We start from the raw sequence: 18,342 nt of genomic DNA, 5'->3' as shown, positions 1-18,342 counted from the left end.
GCACATCAGTGCGTTGACGCATCGCCGGACTAAATCGAGTCGCCGCCGGACTGGATCGAGTCGTCATTGGATTAGTTCGCGTCGTCACCGGACTAGATGAGGGCTTCGGCGCGGACGCGGTCGTCGAGGACCTCGCGGATCAGTTCGCCCTCGCGCTCGGTCGCACCATGGCCCGCGCGAACGTGCTCGAGGAAGGCCTCGATGCGCTCAGAGTCGCTGACGGCACCGCGCAGCCGATCGACGTAAGAGCGCTCGACCCCGGCGGATGTGTCAGACGGCTGGTGCTGCACCATCGCACAGTGCGGATACTGCTCGCGGAGGCGACGCATCGGCTCTGTCTGGGCGAGCGCGTCGGTGTACACCGCACAGACCCAGTCGTCGGCGTGCGCCGCGATGTTCTCGGGAGACAGGATCTCGTCGAGGGAGCCCGTCAGGGTCACCAGGCGACGAGGGACGGGCAGATCGAGCCACTCGACCGAGGCGAGGCCCGTGGCATCGAGATCGACCAGCCACGAACCGCGCGGCTTGCTCTGCTCGCCGAAGCTGTAGTGCAGTGGAGCGCCCGAATAGCGCACCCGGTCGCTGATCTGCTGGCGCCCGTGGATGTGCCCGAGGGCGACGTAGTCCGGGCCGTCGAAGACCGACAGCGGCACGACGTCGAGGCCCCCCTGTCGGACCTCGCGCTCGAGCCCGATGGTGGCGTCTACGCCCGCCGAGAAGCAGTGCGCGATCGCGACGGATCGCCCAGGGTGCTCCCGCATCCCCTCGCGGACGAGATCCATCGCGTGGGCGAGCGTCTGCGCCTGGGTGCGCAGCTCGGCGCCGGTCCAGTGCTGCCTCACGATGGCCGGCTCGAGGTAGGGAATGCCGTAGAGGTGCACCGGGCCATCGGCGTCGCTCAACGTCACGGGTGTGCCGATCGCGAGAGGATCGGTCAGCACATGGATGCCGTCGCGGAGCAGCCGCGCCTGGAACCCGAGACGTGCCGCGGAGTCGTGGTTGCCGCTCGTGACGATCACACGGGCCCCCGTCTCGTGCAGCGCGACCAGCACGTCGCCGAGGAGGGTGTACGCAGGGCCGGCCGGGGTCGCCGAATCGAAGACGTCACCGGCGACGATGACGACGTCGACCGCGTTCTCTCGAACCTGCACCGTGAGCGCCCCGAGAACCTCGGCCAGCGCGTCCATGGTCGAGTTGCCATGGAAGGTGCGGCCGATGTGCCAGTCGGAGGTGTGCAGGATTCGCATACTCACACGCTACGAACCCCCACCGACATTCGGCTCCAGGCGTGCCGCGGCATCCGTTCCTGGCCCCGGAAATGACGGGATTCCGAGCGGAACGGATGCCCCGAGCCCCTCAGTGCGCGCCGACGGCGAGTCCCGGCTGCGACGGCATCAGCTCGTCCTTCGTGCCGCGCACCATGACTGCGGCGATCACGGCGGCGCCGACCATGAGGATCGACGCGACGATGAAGACCCACCCGTAGGCGTCCGTCAGCTGCGACGGGGCGAGCTCGGTCTGCGCGAGCCCGCCCACCGACGCCGCGTACACGGCCGTGAACACCGACAGTCCGATCGATCCGCCGATCTGCATGGCCGAGTTGGCGACGGCCGATGCGATGCCGGCGTCGTGCGGCGCGACACCGGTGAGCGCCAGGTTCTGCAGGGGGATGAACACGAACCCCATGCCGATGCCGAGGAGCACGAGCGCCGGCGCGATCTGCACGAGGTACGCCCCATCGGGGGTGATCCCGGAGAGCAGGAACAGACCGGCTGCAGCGATGAGCGGCCCTACGATCATCATCGGCCGCGGGCCGATGACCGTGAGGAGTTTCGTCGCGATGGGAGCGATGATCATCGTCGCGATCGGGAGCGGCAGGGTCGCCGCTCCTGCCTGGAGCGCCCCCATGCCGAGCACGAACTGGAGGTGGAACGTCAGATAGAGGGTGGCTCCGATCATGATCGCGCCGGCGACTCCCTGGATCAGGAAGGCGCCGCCCCTGACCCGGTCGGCGACCACACGCAGCGGAAGGAGAGGCTGCGACACGCGGCTCTCGACCCACACGAACACGCCGAGCAGCACGACTCCCAGCACGAGGAACGCGATGGTCAGCGGGTCGCCCCAGCCGTTCTCGGCGAGGCTGAAGCCGTAGACGAGGGATCCGAGACCCAGCGTCACGGTGATCGCACCCCAGACGTCGTATCGGTTGTCGCCCTCCGCCTTGCTCTCGGTGAGGAAGAGCGCGCCGCCGACGAGACCGATCGCGACGAAGAAGAGATTGACCAGCAGGCACCAGCGCCAGTCGGTGAACTCGGTGAGGAATCCGCCCAGCAGCAGGCCGACGGCAGCGCCGGTTCCTGCGACGGTTCCGAACACCGCGAACGCCGTGTTGCGCTCACGCCCCGAGGGGAAGGTCACGGTGAGCAGTGCGAGAGCCGCCGGAGCGAGAAGTGCGGCGAAGACGCCCTGAAGGCCCCGGGCGAGGATGAGCTCCCACCCCGACTGCGCGAGGCCGCCGTAGAGGGATGCGGCGCCGAAGCCCACCATCCCGATCATGAAGACGCGCTTGCGCCCGACGTAGTCGGCGATGCGACCGCCGAGCAGGAGCAGTGCGCCGAAGGCCAGGGCGTATGCCGTGACGACCCACTGCCGCTGGCCGTCGCTCATGTCCAGAGACGCCTGGGCTTGGGGCAGGGCGATGCTGACGATGGTTCCGTCGAGAACGACGATCAGTTGCGTGAGAGAGATGACGACGAGCGCCCACCACCGGGTCTGGGGGCGGGCGCGCAGGGACGATGACATGGAAGAACCTCCGGTGTCGGGAACGATGCCGGAGGTTTCGAGCCTCGGACCAGCGCGCGTCAGCGCCTGACCACCTCAGCCGACGGGGCTGAGCAGAGCATCCATATTACCGGAGGGACGTCGAACGTGTAACACAGCGTCACACGACGCTGCGTCAGCGCGAGCGCAGCAGAGCCGCGTGCTCCGGGTGCGTCTGGAACCAGTCGGAGACGTACCAGCACACCGCATCGACCTTGCGATCTCCGCGCGCCTCGATGTCGGCGACAGCACCCTCGACGACGACGCCGGCGTAGCCGTGGCCGCGGAAAGTGGGGATCGTGAAAGCTCTCGTCAGGGCGATGGTGTGCCCGTCGTCGCGGTAGTCGAGCACGCTCACGAGCTGCCCGTCTCGTGTCAGTGTGTACCGCGATGCGTCCTTCTCATCGGTGAGGAGGAAGCCGGCGGCAAGGGTCGAAGTGGTCACTTCTCCACGTTACGCCCGCCACCCGCACCGACGGCCGTTTTGACACGCGCCGACTTCTTCGGACATAATCCCCCCATGACTACCAACGCAAGCCCTTTGTCCGCCCAGGAGGCGAACAGGACTGCCGGGATGATGATGCCCGGTCGCGTTGGCATGTGTTGCCGAATGTGTCGCTGAACGAACAGCCACTCCGTCTGACCTGACTTCTCGCGATCTGCGGGGTATGGGTCATCGAGCATCCACCCTTTGCTCGCTCTTCCGGCTCGCCCGGTCATTCATGCAACGCATCAGAGCCTCTTCCCGGCTCACGTCCTGAGGACTTCTATCATCATGTCGAACACTGCACTTCTCGAGCGTCCCGCCACCACCGCCGCCATCCGCACCGCCGCATCGGCGCCCGCGGCCGCCCCGCTCGATGCAGATCTTCCCGCCGTCCGCTCGCCCCGCGGCTTCGCCCTCTACGTCGGTCTCGACGAGATCAAGGCGGCCGAAGCCGGAGTCAGCCTCCCCCTCCTGGTCGACGCCCTGCGTCGCACTCTCGCCGAGCTCGCACCAGGCGCCGAGACGCACGCCACCGTCGCGCTCGCACCGCATGGCTCCGGGGGCCGCGACCTCGATGTCGTCCGTCTGGCGCTGCACGAGCCCGGTGCGATCGCCCGCACCAAGGCAGCCGCAGAAGAGGAGACCACCGACGAAGAGGGTGGCGTGGTCGTCGACATCTCGCGCAAGCGCGTGCTGATCGACGGAGAGTCCGCGGCATTCACCTACAAGGAGTTCGAGCTGCTGCAGTACCTCGTGCTCCGCGAGGGCCGCACGATCGAGCGCAGCGAACTCGTCTCGGCACTGTGGCAGGCGCAGGACGACGAGACTCCCGGCGAGCGCACCATCGACGTACACGTGCGGCGTCTGCGCGCGAAGCTCGGCCGTTACGAGGACATCGTGCGCACCGTGCGCGGCATCGGCTACCGCTTCGACCGTCACGCCGACGTGGTCATCCGCTACGGCCACGGCACCCCCTCGCCCGACCGCTTCTGATCCGAGTGTCAGGCCCGCCACGTATGGTGGGGCGCATGACCCTGACCGCGGATGCCGGAGCCGCTGACGCGGCTCCTCCGGGCGCACCGCGAGAGACCGTCTACCGGCCCGCGGCACCCGTGGATCTCCGCTCGACGGTCGGGATGCTGCGGCGAGGGCCCGGCGACCCGACCATGGTCTTCGACGGCCCGGTGATCTGGCGCGCTCTTCGAACGCCGCTCGGCGCAGCGACGCTGGCGCTGCGCGCACAGAGCGGAGAGATCAAGGTCACCGCGTGGGGCAGCGGAGCCGAGCACGCACTCGACACCGTGCCCGAACTGTGCGGAGCCGGCGACGACCCCTCGGGTTTCGATCCCTCGCACCATCCGCTGATCTCCGAGGTCGCCCGACGTTCGCCCGGCATCCGGCTGGCTCGCACCAGCGTCGTGTTCGACGCCCTCGCATGCGCCATCATCGAGCAGAAGGTGACCGGTCTCGAGGCCTTCCGCGCCTGGAGGCTGCTCGTCACGAAGTTCGGTGAGCGCGCACCCGGTCCGACCCCGCGGCCGATGCACGCCGCCCCGACCGCGGCGCGGTGGCATCGCATCCCCTCCTGGGACTGGCATCGAGTGGCGGTGCAGCCGCCGCAGTCGAAGACCATCGTGCGAGTCGCCGAGCGGGCCGACAGCATCTCCCGGGCGCTTCTGGCCGCATCGACCGGCGACGAGCGCGACCGTGTGCTGACGAGCTTCCCCGGCATCGGTGTGTGGACCTCCGCCGAGACGCGCATTCGGGCACTCGGCGATCCGGATGCGGTGAGCGTCGGCGACTACCACCTGGCCCATGAGGTCGGGCACGCGCTCACCGGGCATCGCACCGACGACGACGGGATGCTCGAGCTCCTCGCGCCCTGGGCCGGCCACCGCCAGCGAGTGATCCGCCTCATCTTCGCGAGCGGAGTGAGCGAGCCCCGACGGGGGCCACGCCTCTCCCCCGAAGACCACCGCACTCGCTGACCTCCCGTGGCCGGCTGATCGCCTTTAGGCTGAACCCATGTCGCGCAACGCACTCCGCCTCTCCGTCACCGCGGGGCTTCTCATCCTCGGTGTCGTGATCGGCCTGATCTTCCAGAACGTCTGGCTCGGCATCCTGCTGGCCGCGATCGTCTGGCTCGGCTGGTTCATCGGGTACGAGTCCCGCCGTGGCCGCAACGCCGGCGTCAACGACGAGGACCACGGCGTCGAGCTCTGAGCCGTCAGTAGTACACGGCCAGAGGACCCGAGGGCCCTTCGACAACCTGCACCGACGTGTCGAACACGCGAGTGAGCACCTCGCCGGTCATGATCTCGGCGGGTGGACCGAACTCCACCACCTCACCGTCCTTCATGGCGCAGATGTGGTCGGCGTAGTGCCCCGCGAAGTTGATGTCGTGCAGCACGATGACGATCGTCCGCCCGAGCTCTTCAGCCGCCCGACGCAGGTGCTTCATCATCTGCACGGCATGCTTCATGTCGAGGTTGTTGAGCGGCTCGTCGAGCAGCACGAACTCGGTGTCCTGCGCCAGCACCATCGCGACGTAGGCCCGCTGTCGCTGACCTCCGGAGAGTTCGTCGAGATAGCGCCGTTCCAGATCGCCGAGGTCGAGGAAGTCGATCGCCCTGCTGATGACCTCCTCGTCATCGCGGGTCAATCGGCCCTGCGAATGCGGGAAGCGCCCGAATCCGACGAGCTGGCGCACGGTGAGCCGCGTCACGAAGTGGTTCTCCTGGCGGAGCACCGAGACGATCTTCGCGAGGTCCTTCGACTTCGTGGTCGCGACGTCGTAACCGGCGATCTCGATCGCCCCGGCGTCCATGCCGCCGAGCCGACCGATCATCGTCAGCAGCGTCGACTTGCCTGCCCCGTTCGGACCGATCAGCGCGGTGATCCCGCCGGTGGGGATCTCGAGGTCCACGGGGCCGATGGCGACCTCGTCGCTGTAGTCGCGGCGTACGCCCTCGAGTGTGATCACAGCCTGCCCTTTCTGAGGATGACGATGAGGAAGACGGTTCCGCCGACGAGCTCGATGAGGATCGAGACCATGCCCTGCGCATAGAACACGTTCTTCATGACGAAGTAGGCCCCGGAGAGGATCGTGAAGGCGGTGAGCACAGCCACGGGGAAGATGAGTCGGTGGTCGTACGTGTCGGCGAACTGGTAGGCGAGGGTCGCGACGAGGAAGCCGAGGAACGTCATCGGCCCGACCAGCGCTGTCGAGGTCGCCATGAGGACGGCGACCAGGAAGAGCACGATGTAGAGCTCGCGCTTGTGGTCGAGTCCGAGCGAACGCGACACGTCAGAGCCGAGCGCGAGCAGGTTCAGCCTCCTGGATCTCATCCAGAGCAGCGCCGAGGCCGCGATGCACAGCGGGATCGCGAGAGGCAGGTACGACGCATCGGCGTTGGAGACGTTGCCGAACAATCGCGCCGCGAGCACGTCGAACTCGCTGGGAGTGAGCAGCCGCTGCATGAAGGTCGAGATCGCTCCGAGGCCGCCGCCGATGATGATCCCGATGAGCAGCATGATCTGCAGGTTGCCGTAACGCCCCGACAGCAGCCATCCGTAGAGCGCCATCGCGAGCCCCACCATGATCACGACCTGCAGGCCGAACTGCCAGACGCCCTGGATCGCCACGAGACCGGCGACGCCGAACAGGTACACCGTGGTCGTCTGCACGACGCGATAGAGCGATTCGAACCCCATGATCGACGGCGTGATGATGCGGTTGTTGGTGACCGTCTGAAAGCTCACGGTCGCGATCGCCTGTGCCACCGCGACCACGGCCATCACGGTCACGTTCGTCACCCGGAGCTTCGCGATGCGCCAGAATCCGGGCGATCCGATCGGCATCGGGTTCTCCCACGCCAACAGAGCGAAGGCGAAGCCCACGGAGAGGACGACGAGAATGCCGAGCACGATGACGTACCGACGCCGCGCGCGCGGCGTCGTGAAGGATCCGGAGGTGCGGGCGCCGACCGCTGCCGCGCTAGCCACGACGACGCTGCCTCAGCAGGAGGAGGATGAACACGATCGCGCCGACGACGCCGAGGATCAGTGACACCGGCACCTCGAACGGCATGATGATCGTCCGTCCGATGATGTCGCAGACGGTGACGATCGCGATCCCGAGCAGGCAGACCCAAGGGAGGTTGCTGCGCAGATCATCGCCGCGGACCATCGAGACGACGTTGGGCACGATCAGCCCGAGAAAGGGGAGATTGCCGACGACGACCGTGACGACTCCGGTGGTGATCGCGATGAGCACCGTGCCGAGCAGGATCACGCGGTTGTAGTTCACGCCCACGTTGGTGGCGATCTCCTCGCCGAGCCCCGCGATCGTCAGGCGATCGGCCACGAAGAAGACGACGACGCCGACGATCGCGACGATCCAGAGCATCTCGTACTGACCACGGAGCACCGAGGTGAAGCTGCCCGCGAACCACACCCCGAGTGCTTGCAGCGAGTCGGTCGCGAGCGCGAAGTAGGTCGACACCGAGCCGACGACGGCGCCCAGCATGATCCCGACGATCGGGACGATGAGAGACGACTTCAGCGAGACTCGGCGCAGGAAGGCGAAGAACACCATGGTGCCGATGAAGGCCGCGATGACGGCGCCTGCCATCCTCAGCGGGATCGAGGGGTTCGGCACCAGCACCATGACCGCCAGCAGGCCGAGCCCCGCCCACTCGGTGGTGCCGGTGGTCGTGGGCTCGACGAAGCGGTTCTGGGTGAGGAGCTGCATCACCAGCCCGGCCATCGCCATCGCGGCCCCCGCGAGGACGAGGGCTATCGTGCGCGGCACGCGGGTGATCTGAAACATCTCGGCACCGTCAGCAGCCCCGGCGATGTCGTAGACCCCGGTGAACAGGGACACGACGAGGAGCGCGACGACGATGAGGATGCCGACCAGGAGCTTGACGTCGAAGAGCCGCCCGGCAGACCGGGGCGGCTCGGTTGAGAACGCGGTGCGGGTCATCGTGAGACGCCGGCCGGCGGCATCCGCCCTCGAGCGGATGCCGCCGAGCGACCTACTTCTGTGCGGCCTCGAGGGCGTCGGCGAAGTCGTTCAGGAACGCCGTGTACGTCTGGATGCCCTCGTTGAGGTACGTGTCGGTGGGCATGTAGACGATCTGCTCGTCAGCGACGGCCGTGACGCCGGCGAGGGCCTCGGAGTTCTCGAGGATCTCGGATGCCTGCACGTAGTCGGGGGTCTCTGCGGCGAACACGGCGTCACGGTCGAGCACGAGCAGCCAGTCGGGGTTCGAGGCGGCGATCGCCTCTACCGAGATGTCGTCGCCCTGGTGGTCGTCGGAGGCGTCTGCGACCTCGAGCGCCGGGGTCAGGCCGAGGATGTCGTAGATCGGACCGAGCGAGCGACCCACGGTCGGTGCCAGGTATCCGATCTCGCCGCCCGAGGTGTTCACGGCCATGACGGTGTCGGCGTCGTCGTAGGCCGCCTTCGCGCGCTCGACGGCGGCGTCGAAGTCATCGACGAGCGCCTGAGCCTCGTCCTGCGTGCCGAAGATCTCGCCGAGCACGGTCACCTGACGCTTGAGTTCCTCATCGAAGGGCTCTCCGTCGCGGGGCTCGAGATCGATGATCGCGGCGTCGGGCACGAGCTCGGCGATGGCCTCGTTGTGCTGAGTGAAGCGCTGTCCGCTGATGATGAGGTCGGGTTCGACGGCGACGATCGCCTCGAGGTCGGGCTCGCTGTGCAGGCCGATGTCGACGATCGAGTCGTCGTCGAGGTACGACACGGTGTCTGGCATGAGCGCGACCGCCCCGGCCGAGAGCTCGATGCCCCAGTCGGAGAGCGTCTGGAAGGTGCGGTTGTCCAGTGCGACCACGGATGCGGGAGGAGTGGCGATCTCGTGCGATCCGGTGTTGTCCTCGACGGTGACCGAGTCGGCGGCGGGCGTGGTCTCGGCGGGATCGGCTTCGGCTCCGGAGGCGCAGCCGGCGAGGGCGAGGAGACCGACGAGACCGACGCTCGTGGCACTGACGATTCTGGGCATGGACATGGAGAGACCCCTGTTCTGCGGTGATGGATGCGCGCGAGCGGCGCAGGACAGGCAGACTTAGGCTCCCCTAAGTCTGCCTCGAAGATAGGTTAGCCTTACTTTATGAGCGATACGAAATCCGGCTTTTCCCTCGAGCGTCGAGGCCTCGATCTGCGCTTCCGCACCGTCGCACTGAGCGCCCGAGAATGGCTGGCGCCGGACTTCGTGCGCGTGCGCCTCACGGGCAGCGACCTCGAAGGATTCGACTCCCCGGGCTCCGACGACCACATGCGCCTGTTCTTCCCCGCCGGCCCCGTGGGCACGGTCGAGGAGATGCGGGCGGCTCCGAGCCGCGAGTACACGCCGCTCGCTTGGGGCGAGGACTGGCTCGACGTCGAGTTTGCCGTGCATGGAGACTCGGGGGTCGCAGCCCCCTGGGCGGCGACAGCTCCTCTGGGGTCATCGATCGGCGTCGGCGGGCCGCGCGGGTCGGCCGTGCTGAACGGCAGTCCCGGCTCCTGGCTGCTCGTCGGAGACGAGACGGCGATTCCCGCGATCCGGCGCTTCGCGGCGCTCATCCCCGCGGACACTCCAGCGCGCATCGTGGTCGAGACGGTCACGGCGGGGCGCGAGATCGACATCGAGGCACCCGTCGACATCGAGTGGCTGCATCGGGCTGACGCGCCTTCGGGGTCCGCGCTCATCGCGTTCCTCGACGACCTGGCGACGGAGGATGCGATCGGCGACGACCCGTTCGTGTTCATCGCGGCCGAGCAGTCGATCGTGAAGCCCGGGCGCGCGTTGCTCGACCGTTGGGGCATCGACTCCGCGAACGCAGTGGTCAAGGGCTATTGGAAGCGCGGCGAGGCGGAGTACCACGCACCGCACTGAGCAGCACTTGACTCCCGGGCGTGTCGCACCCTAGTGTGGCAAAGCTGTGCCGATCGCGCACAGCATTCACGCCGAGGAGACGACGGATGACCGCCATGCGGAACTTCCCCTTCGACGCGGTCTTGCCGCTTCAGCAGAAGCGCAATGACCGCTACGAGTCGTACCCTCCGGCGCGCGCCGTGTGACAGCATCCGCTGTCGTCATGCCCCGCACCGTCAGGTTCGGGGCATTTCTGTTTCTCACGAGACTCCCGACCTGTGGCTGAACATCACACAAGGAAAGGAATCATGGAGAGGCTCTCCACACGGCTGCTCTCGTGGGCGTCGATGATCGATGAGAAGACGCTCGATCAGGCGTACACCACCGCGCGCATGCCGTTCATCCACCCGCACCTGGCTCTGATGCCGGACGCGCATCTCGGCAAGGGGGCGACGGTCGGCTCGGTCATCCCGACGCTCGGCGCGATCATCCCCGCGGCCGTCGGCGTCGACATCGGCTGCGGCATGATCGCCGTGCGCACCCAGTTCGCGAAGGCGGATCTCGACGGACGCGATCTCGCAGAGCTCCGCGAACAGATCGAACGCGCCATCCCGCTGTCGGCTGGGCGCTACAACAACAAGATCGTCGCGACCGCCGAGCCGCGCATCGCCGAGCTCGAGGCGCTGGCCGACAAGAGCGAGTTCGATCCCGAGAGGTACGCCAAGAACTGGCGACTGCAGCTCGGAACCCTCGGCTCGGGCAACCACTTCATCGAGGTGTCGGTGGACGAGCTCGACCGCGTGTGGCTCTTCCTGCACTCCGGTTCACGAGGCGTCGGCAACCGGATCGCCGGTCATCACATCGCCGTCGCGCAGCGGCTGGCGAAGCAGTGGTGGATCGACCTGCCCGACCCCGACCTGGCTTATCTCGTCGAAGGCACGCCGGAGTTCACCCGGTACATCCGCGAGCTGCGGTGGGCGCAGCACTTCGCGCTGCTCAACCGCGAGGAGATGATGGATCGCGTCGCGCGTCAAGTGTCGGAGTTCCTCAGCACCCCGGTCGACGAGCAGGAGCGCATCAACTGCCACCACAACTTCACCGAATCGGAGAAGCACTTCGGCAAGAGAGTGTGGGTGTCGAGAAAGGGTGCGATCCAGGCGGACGCCGGGCGTCCCGGGCTCATTCCGGGCTCGATGGGAACAGCGTCGTACGTCGTCGAGGGGCTCGGCGACCCGCAGTCGCTGAACTCGTCGCCGCACGGCGCCGGTCGGGAGTACTCGCGGTCGGCGGCTCGGCGCACCTTCTCTCACGAGCAGCTGCGTGAGGCGATGACCGGCATCGAGTTCCGCGACACGAGCGCCTTCATCGATGAGATCCCGCAGGCGTACAAGCCGATCGATCAGGTCATGGCGGATGCCGCGAGCCTGGTCTCGATCAGGCACACGCTCAGGCAGCTCGTCAACGTCAAGGGCGACTGAGTAGAGAGTGGGCGGTGACGCGGAGTCACCGCCCACTCATCCTGCACACACGAGCCGCCGCGTGGGTTGCTCCCGCTGCTCGGGATGACGGTATACAGCGACCCGAATTCCGATCATCGGCGTGGAACGATGCGAGGATGACATGGTGCACCTCATGAACGACGCTCAGATCTGGACGATGATCGGGTGTTTCACCGCGCTCATGTTCGGCATGCTGACCGTCGTGTCCACGCTCTTCATCCGCGTCGTCCGCACCGAGATCGGCGGCCTCCGCAACGAGATGAACGCCCGGTTCGACTCAGTGAACACTCGCATCGACGGACTCGACCGCGACATGCAGGCCGTCGTCAAGCGCACCTTCGGTCTCGACCGCGACTGACGTCAGGCGATCGGCGTGGCGACGGGCTCGGCGTCCGTTCGATCGGTGAAAGCCTCTTTCGGAACGAAGACGAGGATCGCGGCGGCGACGAGGGCCGTCACACCGCAGACCACCCACACCGTGATGTAGCCGGCGAATGACCCTGCAGTGCCTTCGACAGCTCCGCTCACTCCGTTGAGCAGCGCGATCCCGAAGATGCACGAGGCGATCGCTCCACCGACCGTCTTGACCGAGTTCGTGAGCCCGGTCGCGACGCCCGTCTGCGTCGCAGGAGCCGCCGACGCAGCCGCCGCGGGAAGCGCCGCGACGAGAGCGCCGGAGCCGAGGCCCACGACGACCATGTTCGTCACCACCTGCAGATAGGAATCATGGAACGGCAGGAACAGCAGGAAACCGATGCCGACGAGCAGAGACGCGCCCATCAGGGTGATCCGCGGGGTCAGCATTCGAGCGACGAAGGGGAAGAGCAATGCACCCGCGATCATCGCGATCAGATACAGACCGATGATCAGCGACGTCGCGAAGCCGGTGGTTCCGAGCCCGTAGCCGTAGACACCCGGATCGGTGCGGGCGAACGTCGACAGCGGAGCCTGGGCTCCCAGCACGCTCACCCCGAAGAGCCCGGCAGTGAGGAACACGGGCCCGAGTGCCGGTGAGCGGAACATGCGCACGTCGATGAGAGGGTCGTCGCAGCGAAGCTCCCAGAGCACGAACGGGATGACCAGCAGGATGCCGAGCACGACGACCGCCCACGACCAGGGGTTGGCGAGCCCGCCCTCGAGGCGGAGCAGGCTCAGGCCACCGGTGAAGCAGATCAGGGCGAGCGAGATCAGCACGACACCGACCGTGTCGAACACGCCGCCGGTCGGATCGGGCGACTCCTGCACCCCGAACAGGATCACGAAGAAGCAGACGACGACGAGCACTGCGGGAATCAGGAGCACGACCGTCAGAGGCAGGACGTCGATGAGCGCGCCGCCGACGAGAGCGCCGATGATCGCCCCGCCTTCGAGGGCCGCGACCAGCAGCCCTGCCGCTTTCGCCGTGATCGACGATCGCCCTTGCATCCGGCGGGAGCGTGACCAGATGAGCGCGATCTCGAGCGGGAGCCAGACGACGTAGAAGCCCATCAGCGTCCAGCCGATCAGGAACACGGGGAACGAATCCGTGAACGGCAGGACGAGCGCCGCTGCGGCGGTCAGCGCCGTCGAGATCAGCAGCATCCGCTTGTGACCGACCATGTCGCCGAGCTTCGCGAACGCCGGCACGACGAGCGCAGAGAGCATGAGCTGCGTGCCTTCGAGCCAGTTGACGTCGGCGTCGTGGATGCCCAGATGCCGCGCGATGTCGGTGAGCATGGGCGTGTAGTAGCCCTGCAGCACGCCGCTGGTGAACTCGACGAAGGCGAGGAAGCCGACGACAGTGGCGAGGGTTCCCAGAGTTCGGGTGCGCGTCATCGCGGCTCCTCGGTGAAAGGGCTGAGGCGGGCGCCGCGACGCCCGTCAAGGGGTGAGATCACCCTAGCTTCTCGAGGAGGGCTCGATGGAACCGCTCCCCTCGCTCGAGCGCAGCGATCTCGACGTTCTCATCGACGCCGTGGATCGACGCCCTCTGAGCATTCGACATGTCGAGCGGTGCGAAGCGGTAGACGGCGGGCGCGAAGCGATGGAAATGGCGCGAGTCCGTCGCCGCCATCATCACGTACGGCACGGCCGAGACTCCAGGGTGCGAGACCGCGAGCGCGTCGGCGAGCAGCGCGAACTGGGGGTTGTCGGTCGCCGACTCGGGCGACGGCTCGCTCGCCTCCTCGACGGTGACCCTGACGAGCGGATCCCGGATGCGGCGCCGCACCCGCAGCACGGTCTGCTGCGTCGTCTCGCCCAGAGCGATTCGGAGATTCACGGTCGCCGCCGCTTGCGAGGGCAGGACATTCGCCGCGGTGCCCCCGGACTGCATCGTCGGAGCCACTGTCGTGCGCACGAGGGCTGCGGGCTCGCCACCGAGCGCAGCGAACAGCTGGCCGGTCAGAAGCGGGGTAGATCCGAGCAGGCGCAGCAGATGCCGCGCGGGGCCGGGAGTCTGCGCTCCGAGCTGCGACAGCATCCGCCCGATCGCCTTGGAAGGACGAGGTGGGAACGTCCGCGGACCGAGCCGATCCACTGCCCTTGCCACCCGTCGGACAGCTGTGAGAGAGGGGGGTGCCGATGCATGACCGCCCTCGCCGCGCGCCGAGAGCGTGAGCGTCATGACGCCCTTCTCCCCGACGCCGATCATCGCCGCTCGCCCCGGCACGAAAGGCAGCGGCGCCTCGACGACCGCGCCACCTTCGTCGACCACGAGCCACGGAACGACGCCTCGCTCACGCAGCACCCGCGCGATCTCCTCAGCCGCTCGGCCGAAGGTCTCCTCGTTGCCGCCGAACGAGAGGTAGACGTCCCGTGCGGGGATGAACCCCTCGGCGAGCAGATTCTCGACCGCCTCGAGCACGACGATCAGCGGACCCTTGTCGTCGAGAGCCCCGCGCCCGTAGACCACCCCGTCGGCGATGACACCGTCGAACGGAGGATGCGTCCACGCATCGCTCTCATCGACCGGCACGACGTCGTAGTGCGCCATCAGCACGACCGGGCCATCGGCTCCGGCATCTCTCCCAGACCAGTGGAAGAGCAGACCGAAATCGGTATGCCGTTCGAGCGTCAGGTGCTCCTGGACGAGCGGATAGAGGTCGTCGATCAACGCGACGAAGGCCTCGAACGGCTCGGATCCGCGTTCGTCCAGCTCGGCCGACACTGTCGGGAGCTGGATCATCTGCGAGAGCCGTTCGGCGATTCCCGGTCGAGGTTCTGTCACGTCGGCCATCGTATCGCCGGGCCGCTCATCGGCTGCCGACCGCGTTCCGGGCGCAGTTCGTGCCGCGCGGCACGGGGCGGAGCGGCACGAACCACGACCGGAACGGCTTACGGCCGTCACTCGGGACGACGGCACCGCGAGACAATGGAAGGATGAGCCTGTTCGCCCTGGCACCCAAGCGCGGTCCGCGCTGGCACCTCGCGACCCAGGCGGCTCTGGGCATCGCGGTGCCGATCGCCGTCATGACTCTGCTCGGCCAGCCGTCGCTCGGCTACATCGCGGCGTCGGGTGCGTTCACGGTGCTGTTCGCCGGCTCCACCCCGGTGATCGATCGTGCGAGGATCCTGCCCTTCGTCGCCGCGGGGCTGATCGCCAGCGCCGCGCTCGGAGTCGCTGCGTCGGCCAACCCGTGGCTCGTGAGCATCGGCGTCGTGATCGTCGCGGTCGTCAGCGCGGCTCTGTCGTTCGGCTTCCGGCTCGGCCCACCGGGGCCCCTCTTCTTCGTGCTGGTCTTCGGCCTCTCGGCCCATGTGATCGTCAGCTCACCGATCGAACCGATCGTCTACGTCGCCGCGCTCGCGGCCGGGTGCGTGTTCTCCTATCTGATCGCGATGGCGCCGCTTCTGCTCCCTCGCGCGCGGTCGGTCTCGGCCCGGCCACTGAGTGAGCTCCTGCCGGGGCCCGCGTTCACGGCCGATTCGCGCATGCTGGTCGTCCGGGTCGCCCTCGTCGCTGTCATCGGCGTTCTGCTGGGTCTGATGATCGATCCGACGCGGACGTACTGGATCGTCGGATCGGCGGTCGCGGTGATCGGCGTCGCGGCAGCCCGCCGCGCCGCGGTGCAGCGCGGACTGCACCGTATGCTCGGGACCGTCGTCGGCGCGGGTGTCTACGCGCTGCTCGCCCTGCTGCATCCGTCCGGTCTCTGGCTGGCGCTGCTTCTGGGCGCCCTGCAGTTCGTGATCGAGCTCGTCGTGGTGCGCCACTACGCTCTCGCGCTCGTCTTCATCACGCCGCTCGTGCTGCTGCTGACGGGTGCGGCGACCGGCGAGATCGGTTCGATGGACGTCGCGTGGGAGCGGATCGTCGACACGCTCGTCGGTGCTGCGCTCGGTGCGCTCTCAGGCCTGCTGCATCCTCGGGCCACGACGCCTCGCACCTGACTCTCGGCGACCGCGTTCGGGAACACGGCGGGCCGGCGCCTGGTTGCACATCGAGAGCCGAGAGGAGAGCGATGGAACTCACGCTGGTCACCTCCGCATTCTGCGGAGCCTGCTCTCGAACCCGCGCGGTCGTGGCAGATGCGGTGCGCTACCTTCCCGATGCGACCGTCACCGAGATCGACGTCGCCTCGGCACCGGATGCGGCGGAGGCACTCGACATCCGCTTCACACCCACGGTCATCATCCGCGATGCCTCAGGCGCGGAGGTGTTCCGAGCAGAAGGCGTGCCGACGGTTCCGCAGGTGCTGACGGCCGCGGTGAAGGCGCTCCCCGACTGATCGCCGACGTCGCTCTTGCGGATGTCCGACCCCCGGCGCAGAATGAGCCGCAGCAGGGCCGACGGCGGCCCCGCCTGACATCTCTGGGGGCAGTCATGGCCACACTCAATCCGTATCTCTCGTTCCGCACCGAAGCGCGACAGGCGATGGAGTTCTATCAGGGCATCCTCGGCGGCGACCTCGAGATCAACGTGTTCGGCGAGTTCCCCGACATGGTGCAGGGCCCCGATCAGCACGACCTCGTGATGCACGCGCAGCTCACCACACCCGACGGCCTGGTGCTCATGGCGTCAGACACCCCCGACGGCATCCCGTTCGAGCCGCCGCAGGGATTCTCGGTCTCGCTCAGCGGAAACTCGCAGGACAAGACGCAGCAGGTGTGGGACGCCCTCTCTGACGGCGCGGCGATCACCATGCCGCTCGACACTCCCCCGTGGGGCGGCACCTTCGGGATGCTCGTCGACCGGTTCGGAGTGCCGTGGATGCTGCACGGCGACCCCGAGTGACTCGACGCGGGTCAGACGGCTGTACTCAGCGCAGGGCCTTCGCCTCGATGAACGCGCGGAGCTCCTGCTCATCGTCTGCCATCTCGGTGCGGCGCTGAGGAGCATCGAGCATGGCGCGCAGCTCAGACGAGTACTCGAGCTCGACGCCGATCGCCTCGCGGATCGTCTCGGCGAACTTCTGCGGCTTCGCAGTCTCGAGCACGAGCATCGGCACACCCGGTTCGATGTTCTCGCGAGCGACCTTGACCCCGTCGGCGGTGTGCGGGTCGATGATGTCGCCCGTCGCCTCGTAGACCGCCTTGATCGTCGCAAGCCGGTCGGCGTGCGTCGAGGTGCCGCTGACGATACCGAACTCGTCGATGAAACGAGCGAGATCGGCGGTGAAATCGAACGAGCCCTGAGCGTCGAGATCCTGCCAGGCCTTCACCACGCGGGTCGCGTCGCGCCCGACGAGCTCGAAGATGAAGCGCTCGAGGTTCGAGGCCTTCGAGATGTCCATCGACGGGCTCGAGGTCGCGAGCGTCTGCGCTGCGCTCCGAGGCCGGTAGACACCCGTGCGGAAGAACTCGTCGAGCACGTTGTTCTCGTTGGCGGCGAGCACGAGGCGACGGATCGGCAGTCCCATCTCCTTCGCGAAGAAGCCCGAGAGGATGTTTCCGAAGTTCCCGGACGGCACGGTGAAGGACACCTCGGTCCATCCGCCGGCGTCCGTCGCGCGCAGCCATGCCCAGAAGTAGTAGACGACCTGCGCGGTGATGCGCGCGAGGTTGATGGAGTTCACCGCACCGAGGTTCTGGGCACGCTTGAAGTCGAGATCGCCCGCGAGCGACTTGACGAGGTTCTGGCAGTCGTCGAACACGCCGTCGACCACGATGTTGTGGATGTTCTCGTCATCGAGCGAGAACATCTGCGCCCGCTGGAATGCGCTCATGCGTCCCTTCGGGGAGAGCATGAAGACCGAGATGCGGTCCTTGCCGCGAAGCGCGTGCTCGGCGGCGGACCCGGTGTCTCCGGAGGTCGCGCCGAGGATGTTGAGGACCGAGCCCTTGCGCTCCAGCGCGTATTCGACGACCTGGCCGAGGAACTGCATGGCCATGTCCTTGAAGGCCAGCGTCGGCCCCTCGGAGAGACCCACGAGGGTGAGGTCGTCGTCGATCGAACGCAGCGGCACGACCTCTTCGGGGAACGGCTCGTAGGCGGCCTCGGTCATGCGGGCGAGGTCGGCCCGGGGAATGTCCGTGGCGAAGAGCCCCAGTACCTCCGTCGCGAGCTGCGGGTACGTCAGCGCCCGCCAGCGCTCGAGCGTCTCTCCGTCGACCGTGGGCATGGTCTCGGGCACGGCCAGTCCGCCGTCGGGCGCGAGCCCCTCGAGCAGGGTCTCGCAGTACGGCAGCGGCTGCATGCCGCCTCGGGTGGAGATGTACTGCACGGGAGCTCCTC

19 protein-coding genes are annotated in these 18,342 nt (G+C 67.5%); 9 read left to right on the top strand and 10 right to left on the bottom strand.

Going from position 1 to position 18,342, the window contains the following annotated elements; genetic code table 11:
* Positions 1-92: 92 nt before the first annotated feature.
* The 3 genes from ACIOU8_RS08605 to ACIOU8_RS08595 form a co-directional block, all read right to left on the bottom strand.
* The gene (locus ACIOU8_RS08605; RefSeq protein WP_400788138.1) at positions 93-1,247 is read right to left on the bottom strand and encodes an exonuclease SbcCD subunit D; all 1,155 of its coding nucleotides are present in this window, start codon (positions 1,245-1,247) and stop codon (positions 93-95) included.
* Positions 1,248-1,356: 109 nt separating this feature from the next.
* Entirely contained in the window at positions 1,357-2,802 is a 1,446-nt protein-coding gene (locus ACIOU8_RS08600; RefSeq protein ID WP_400788137.1) for an MFS transporter, read from the bottom strand.
* Positions 2,803-2,956: 154 nt separating this feature from the next.
* Positions 2,957-3,265: a GNAT family N-acetyltransferase gene (locus tag ACIOU8_RS08595; protein WP_400788135.1), complete on the bottom strand. Its 309-nt coding sequence runs from the start codon at positions 3,263-3,265 to the stop codon at positions 2,957-2,959.
* 330 nt (positions 3,266-3,595) lie between these two features.
* Here ACIOU8_RS08595 and ACIOU8_RS08590 point away from each other — a divergent pair, with 330 nt between their 5' ends.
* The 3 genes from ACIOU8_RS08590 to ACIOU8_RS08580 are packed head-to-tail and all read left to right on the top strand — an operon-like array spanning position 3,596 to position 5,530.
* Positions 3,596-4,300, top strand: coding sequence for a winged helix-turn-helix domain-containing protein (locus tag ACIOU8_RS08590; protein WP_400788134.1), 705 nt, complete (start codon positions 3,596-3,598; stop codon positions 4,298-4,300).
* A 35-nt stretch (positions 4,301-4,335) separates the two neighbouring features.
* The gene (locus tag ACIOU8_RS08585) at positions 4,336-5,295 is read left to right on the top strand and encodes a DNA-3-methyladenine glycosylase family protein (RefSeq protein WP_400788132.1); all 960 of its coding nucleotides are present in this window, start codon (positions 4,336-4,338) and stop codon (positions 5,293-5,295) included.
* A gap of 37 nt (positions 5,296-5,332) precedes the next feature.
* Positions 5,333-5,530, top strand: coding sequence for a hypothetical protein (locus ACIOU8_RS08580; RefSeq protein ID WP_400788131.1), 198 nt, complete (start codon positions 5,333-5,335; stop codon positions 5,528-5,530).
* A 4-nt stretch (positions 5,531-5,534) separates the two neighbouring features.
* Here ACIOU8_RS08580 and ACIOU8_RS08575 read toward each other — a convergent pair whose 3' ends face one another.
* From ACIOU8_RS08575 to ACIOU8_RS08560, 4 genes are read right to left on the bottom strand one after another with little or no spacing between them, the layout of a single operon-like run.
* Positions 5,535-6,290: an ABC transporter ATP-binding protein gene (locus ACIOU8_RS08575; RefSeq protein ID WP_400788130.1), complete on the bottom strand. Its 756-nt coding sequence runs from the start codon at positions 6,288-6,290 to the stop codon at positions 5,535-5,537.
* Positions 6,287-7,312 (bottom strand): iron chelate uptake ABC transporter family permease subunit, encoded by a 1,026-nt coding sequence (locus ACIOU8_RS08570; protein WP_400788129.1) that lies wholly within the window; start codon positions 7,310-7,312, stop codon positions 6,287-6,289. The genes ACIOU8_RS08575 and ACIOU8_RS08570 overlap by 4 nt, the downstream gene beginning before the upstream one ends.
* Positions 7,305-8,294, bottom strand: a complete 990-nt coding sequence (locus tag ACIOU8_RS08565; protein WP_400788127.1) for an ABC transporter permease — start codon at positions 8,292-8,294, stop codon at positions 7,305-7,307. Before ACIOU8_RS08565 ends, ACIOU8_RS08570 begins: the two co-directional genes overlap by 8 nt.
* A 52-nt stretch (positions 8,295-8,346) precedes the next feature.
* The gene (locus tag ACIOU8_RS08560) at positions 8,347-9,339 is read right to left on the bottom strand and encodes a siderophore ABC transporter substrate-binding protein (RefSeq protein ID WP_400788125.1); all 993 of its coding nucleotides are present in this window, start codon (positions 9,337-9,339) and stop codon (positions 8,347-8,349) included.
* 102 nt (positions 9,340-9,441) lie between these two features.
* On the opposite strand from ACIOU8_RS08560, the gene ACIOU8_RS08555 reads away from it, so the two are divergent.
* The 3 genes from ACIOU8_RS08555 to ACIOU8_RS08545 all read left to right on the top strand — a co-directional run bounded on the left by ACIOU8_RS08555 (position 9,442) and on the right by ACIOU8_RS08545 (position 12,045).
* Positions 9,442-10,209 (top strand): siderophore-interacting protein, encoded by a 768-nt coding sequence (locus ACIOU8_RS08555; RefSeq protein WP_400788123.1) that lies wholly within the window; start codon positions 9,442-9,444, stop codon positions 10,207-10,209.
* Between the two features lie 287 nt (positions 10,210-10,496).
* A complete protein-coding gene (locus tag ACIOU8_RS08550) occupies positions 10,497-11,666 on the top strand; it encodes an RtcB family protein (RefSeq protein WP_400788120.1) in 1,170 nt (389 codons plus the stop codon).
* A gap of 154 nt (positions 11,667-11,820) precedes the next feature.
* On the top strand, positions 11,821-12,045 hold the full coding sequence (locus ACIOU8_RS08545) for a hypothetical protein (RefSeq protein ID WP_400788118.1): 225 nt from the start codon (positions 11,821-11,823) through the stop codon (positions 12,043-12,045).
* 2 nt (positions 12,046-12,047) lie between these two features.
* Here the strand turns inward: ACIOU8_RS08545 and ACIOU8_RS08540 are convergent, their stop codons facing one another.
* Both ACIOU8_RS08540 and ACIOU8_RS08535 read right to left on the bottom strand, forming a co-directional pair.
* Complete coding sequence (locus ACIOU8_RS08540) at positions 12,048-13,502, bottom strand: MFS transporter (RefSeq protein ID WP_400788116.1); 1,455 nt, start codon at positions 13,500-13,502, stop codon at positions 12,048-12,050.
* Positions 13,503-13,560: 58 nt separating this feature from the next.
* Complete coding sequence (locus ACIOU8_RS08535; RefSeq protein ID WP_400788114.1) at positions 13,561-14,904, bottom strand: M20/M25/M40 family metallo-hydrolase; 1,344 nt, start codon at positions 14,902-14,904, stop codon at positions 13,561-13,563.
* Between the two features lie 143 nt (positions 14,905-15,047).
* Here ACIOU8_RS08535 and ACIOU8_RS08530 point away from each other — a divergent pair, with 143 nt between their 5' ends.
* From ACIOU8_RS08530 to ACIOU8_RS08520, 3 genes are all read left to right on the top strand, one after another.
* Positions 15,048-16,058: an FUSC family protein gene (locus ACIOU8_RS08530; protein WP_400788112.1), complete on the top strand. Its 1,011-nt coding sequence runs from the start codon at positions 15,048-15,050 to the stop codon at positions 16,056-16,058.
* Between the two features lie 71 nt (positions 16,059-16,129).
* Complete coding sequence (locus tag ACIOU8_RS08525) at positions 16,130-16,396, top strand: thioredoxin domain-containing protein (protein ID WP_400788110.1); 267 nt, start codon at positions 16,130-16,132, stop codon at positions 16,394-16,396.
* 95 nt (positions 16,397-16,491) lie between these two features.
* Positions 16,492-16,902, top strand: a complete 411-nt coding sequence (locus ACIOU8_RS08520) for a VOC family protein (RefSeq protein ID WP_400788108.1) — start codon at positions 16,492-16,494, stop codon at positions 16,900-16,902.
* A 25-nt stretch (positions 16,903-16,927) separates the two neighbouring features.
* Here the strand turns inward: ACIOU8_RS08520 and thrC are convergent, their stop codons facing one another.
* Positions 16,928-18,331, bottom strand: coding sequence for a threonine synthase (gene thrC / locus ACIOU8_RS08515; RefSeq protein WP_400788106.1), 1,404 nt, complete (start codon positions 18,329-18,331; stop codon positions 16,928-16,930).
* Positions 18,332-18,342 lie beyond the last annotated feature (11 nt).

Origin of the sequence: Microbacterium sp. NPDC087589, assembly GCF_044743635.1 — a bacterium.
GTDB lineage: Bacteria > Actinomycetota > Actinomycetes > Actinomycetales > Microbacteriaceae > Microbacterium.
This window is presented reverse-complemented; position numbering and strand designations above follow the sequence as displayed.

What these genes read in the sequence shown, in the direction of transcription:
- ACIOU8_RS08525 (WP_400788110.1), top strand. Translation starts at nt 16,130, where the DNA reads ATGGAACTCACGCTGGTCACCTCCGCATTCTGCGGAGCCTGCTCTCGA.
- ACIOU8_RS08585 (WP_400788132.1), top strand. Translation starts at nt 4,336, where the DNA reads ATGACCCTGACCGCGGATGCCGGAGCCGCTGACGCGGCTCCTCCGGGC.
- ACIOU8_RS08605 (WP_400788138.1), bottom strand. Translation starts at nt 1,247, where the DNA reads ATGCGAATCCTGCACACCTCCGACTGGCACATCGGCCGCACCTTCCAT.
- ACIOU8_RS08535 (WP_400788114.1), bottom strand. Translation starts at nt 14,904, where the DNA reads ATGGCCGACGTGACAGAACCTCGACCGGGAATCGCCGAACGGCTCTCG.
- ACIOU8_RS08560 (WP_400788125.1), bottom strand. Translation starts at nt 9,339, where the DNA reads ATGTCCATGCCCAGAATCGTCAGTGCCACGAGCGTCGGTCTCGTCGGT.
- ACIOU8_RS08545 (WP_400788118.1), top strand. Translation starts at nt 11,821, where the DNA reads ATGAACGACGCTCAGATCTGGACGATGATCGGGTGTTTCACCGCGCTC.
- ACIOU8_RS08540 (WP_400788116.1), bottom strand. Translation starts at nt 13,502, where the DNA reads ATGACGCGCACCCGAACTCTGGGAACCCTCGCCACTGTCGTCGGCTTC.
- ACIOU8_RS08600 (WP_400788137.1), bottom strand. Translation starts at nt 2,802, where the DNA reads ATGTCATCGTCCCTGCGCGCCCGCCCCCAGACCCGGTGGTGGGCGCTC.
- ACIOU8_RS08550 (WP_400788120.1), top strand. Translation starts at nt 10,497, where the DNA reads ATGGAGAGGCTCTCCACACGGCTGCTCTCGTGGGCGTCGATGATCGAT.
- ACIOU8_RS08580 (WP_400788131.1), top strand. Translation starts at nt 5,333, where the DNA reads ATGTCGCGCAACGCACTCCGCCTCTCCGTCACCGCGGGGCTTCTCATC.
- ACIOU8_RS08520 (WP_400788108.1), top strand. Translation starts at nt 16,492, where the DNA reads ATGGCCACACTCAATCCGTATCTCTCGTTCCGCACCGAAGCGCGACAG.
- ACIOU8_RS08565 (WP_400788127.1), bottom strand. Translation starts at nt 8,294, where the DNA reads ATGACCCGCACCGCGTTCTCAACCGAGCCGCCCCGGTCTGCCGGGCGG.
- ACIOU8_RS08530 (WP_400788112.1), top strand. Translation starts at nt 15,048, where the DNA reads ATGAGCCTGTTCGCCCTGGCACCCAAGCGCGGTCCGCGCTGGCACCTC.
- ACIOU8_RS08555 (WP_400788123.1), top strand. Translation starts at nt 9,442, where the DNA reads ATGAGCGATACGAAATCCGGCTTTTCCCTCGAGCGTCGAGGCCTCGAT.
- ACIOU8_RS08590 (WP_400788134.1), top strand. Translation starts at nt 3,596, where the DNA reads ATGTCGAACACTGCACTTCTCGAGCGTCCCGCCACCACCGCCGCCATC.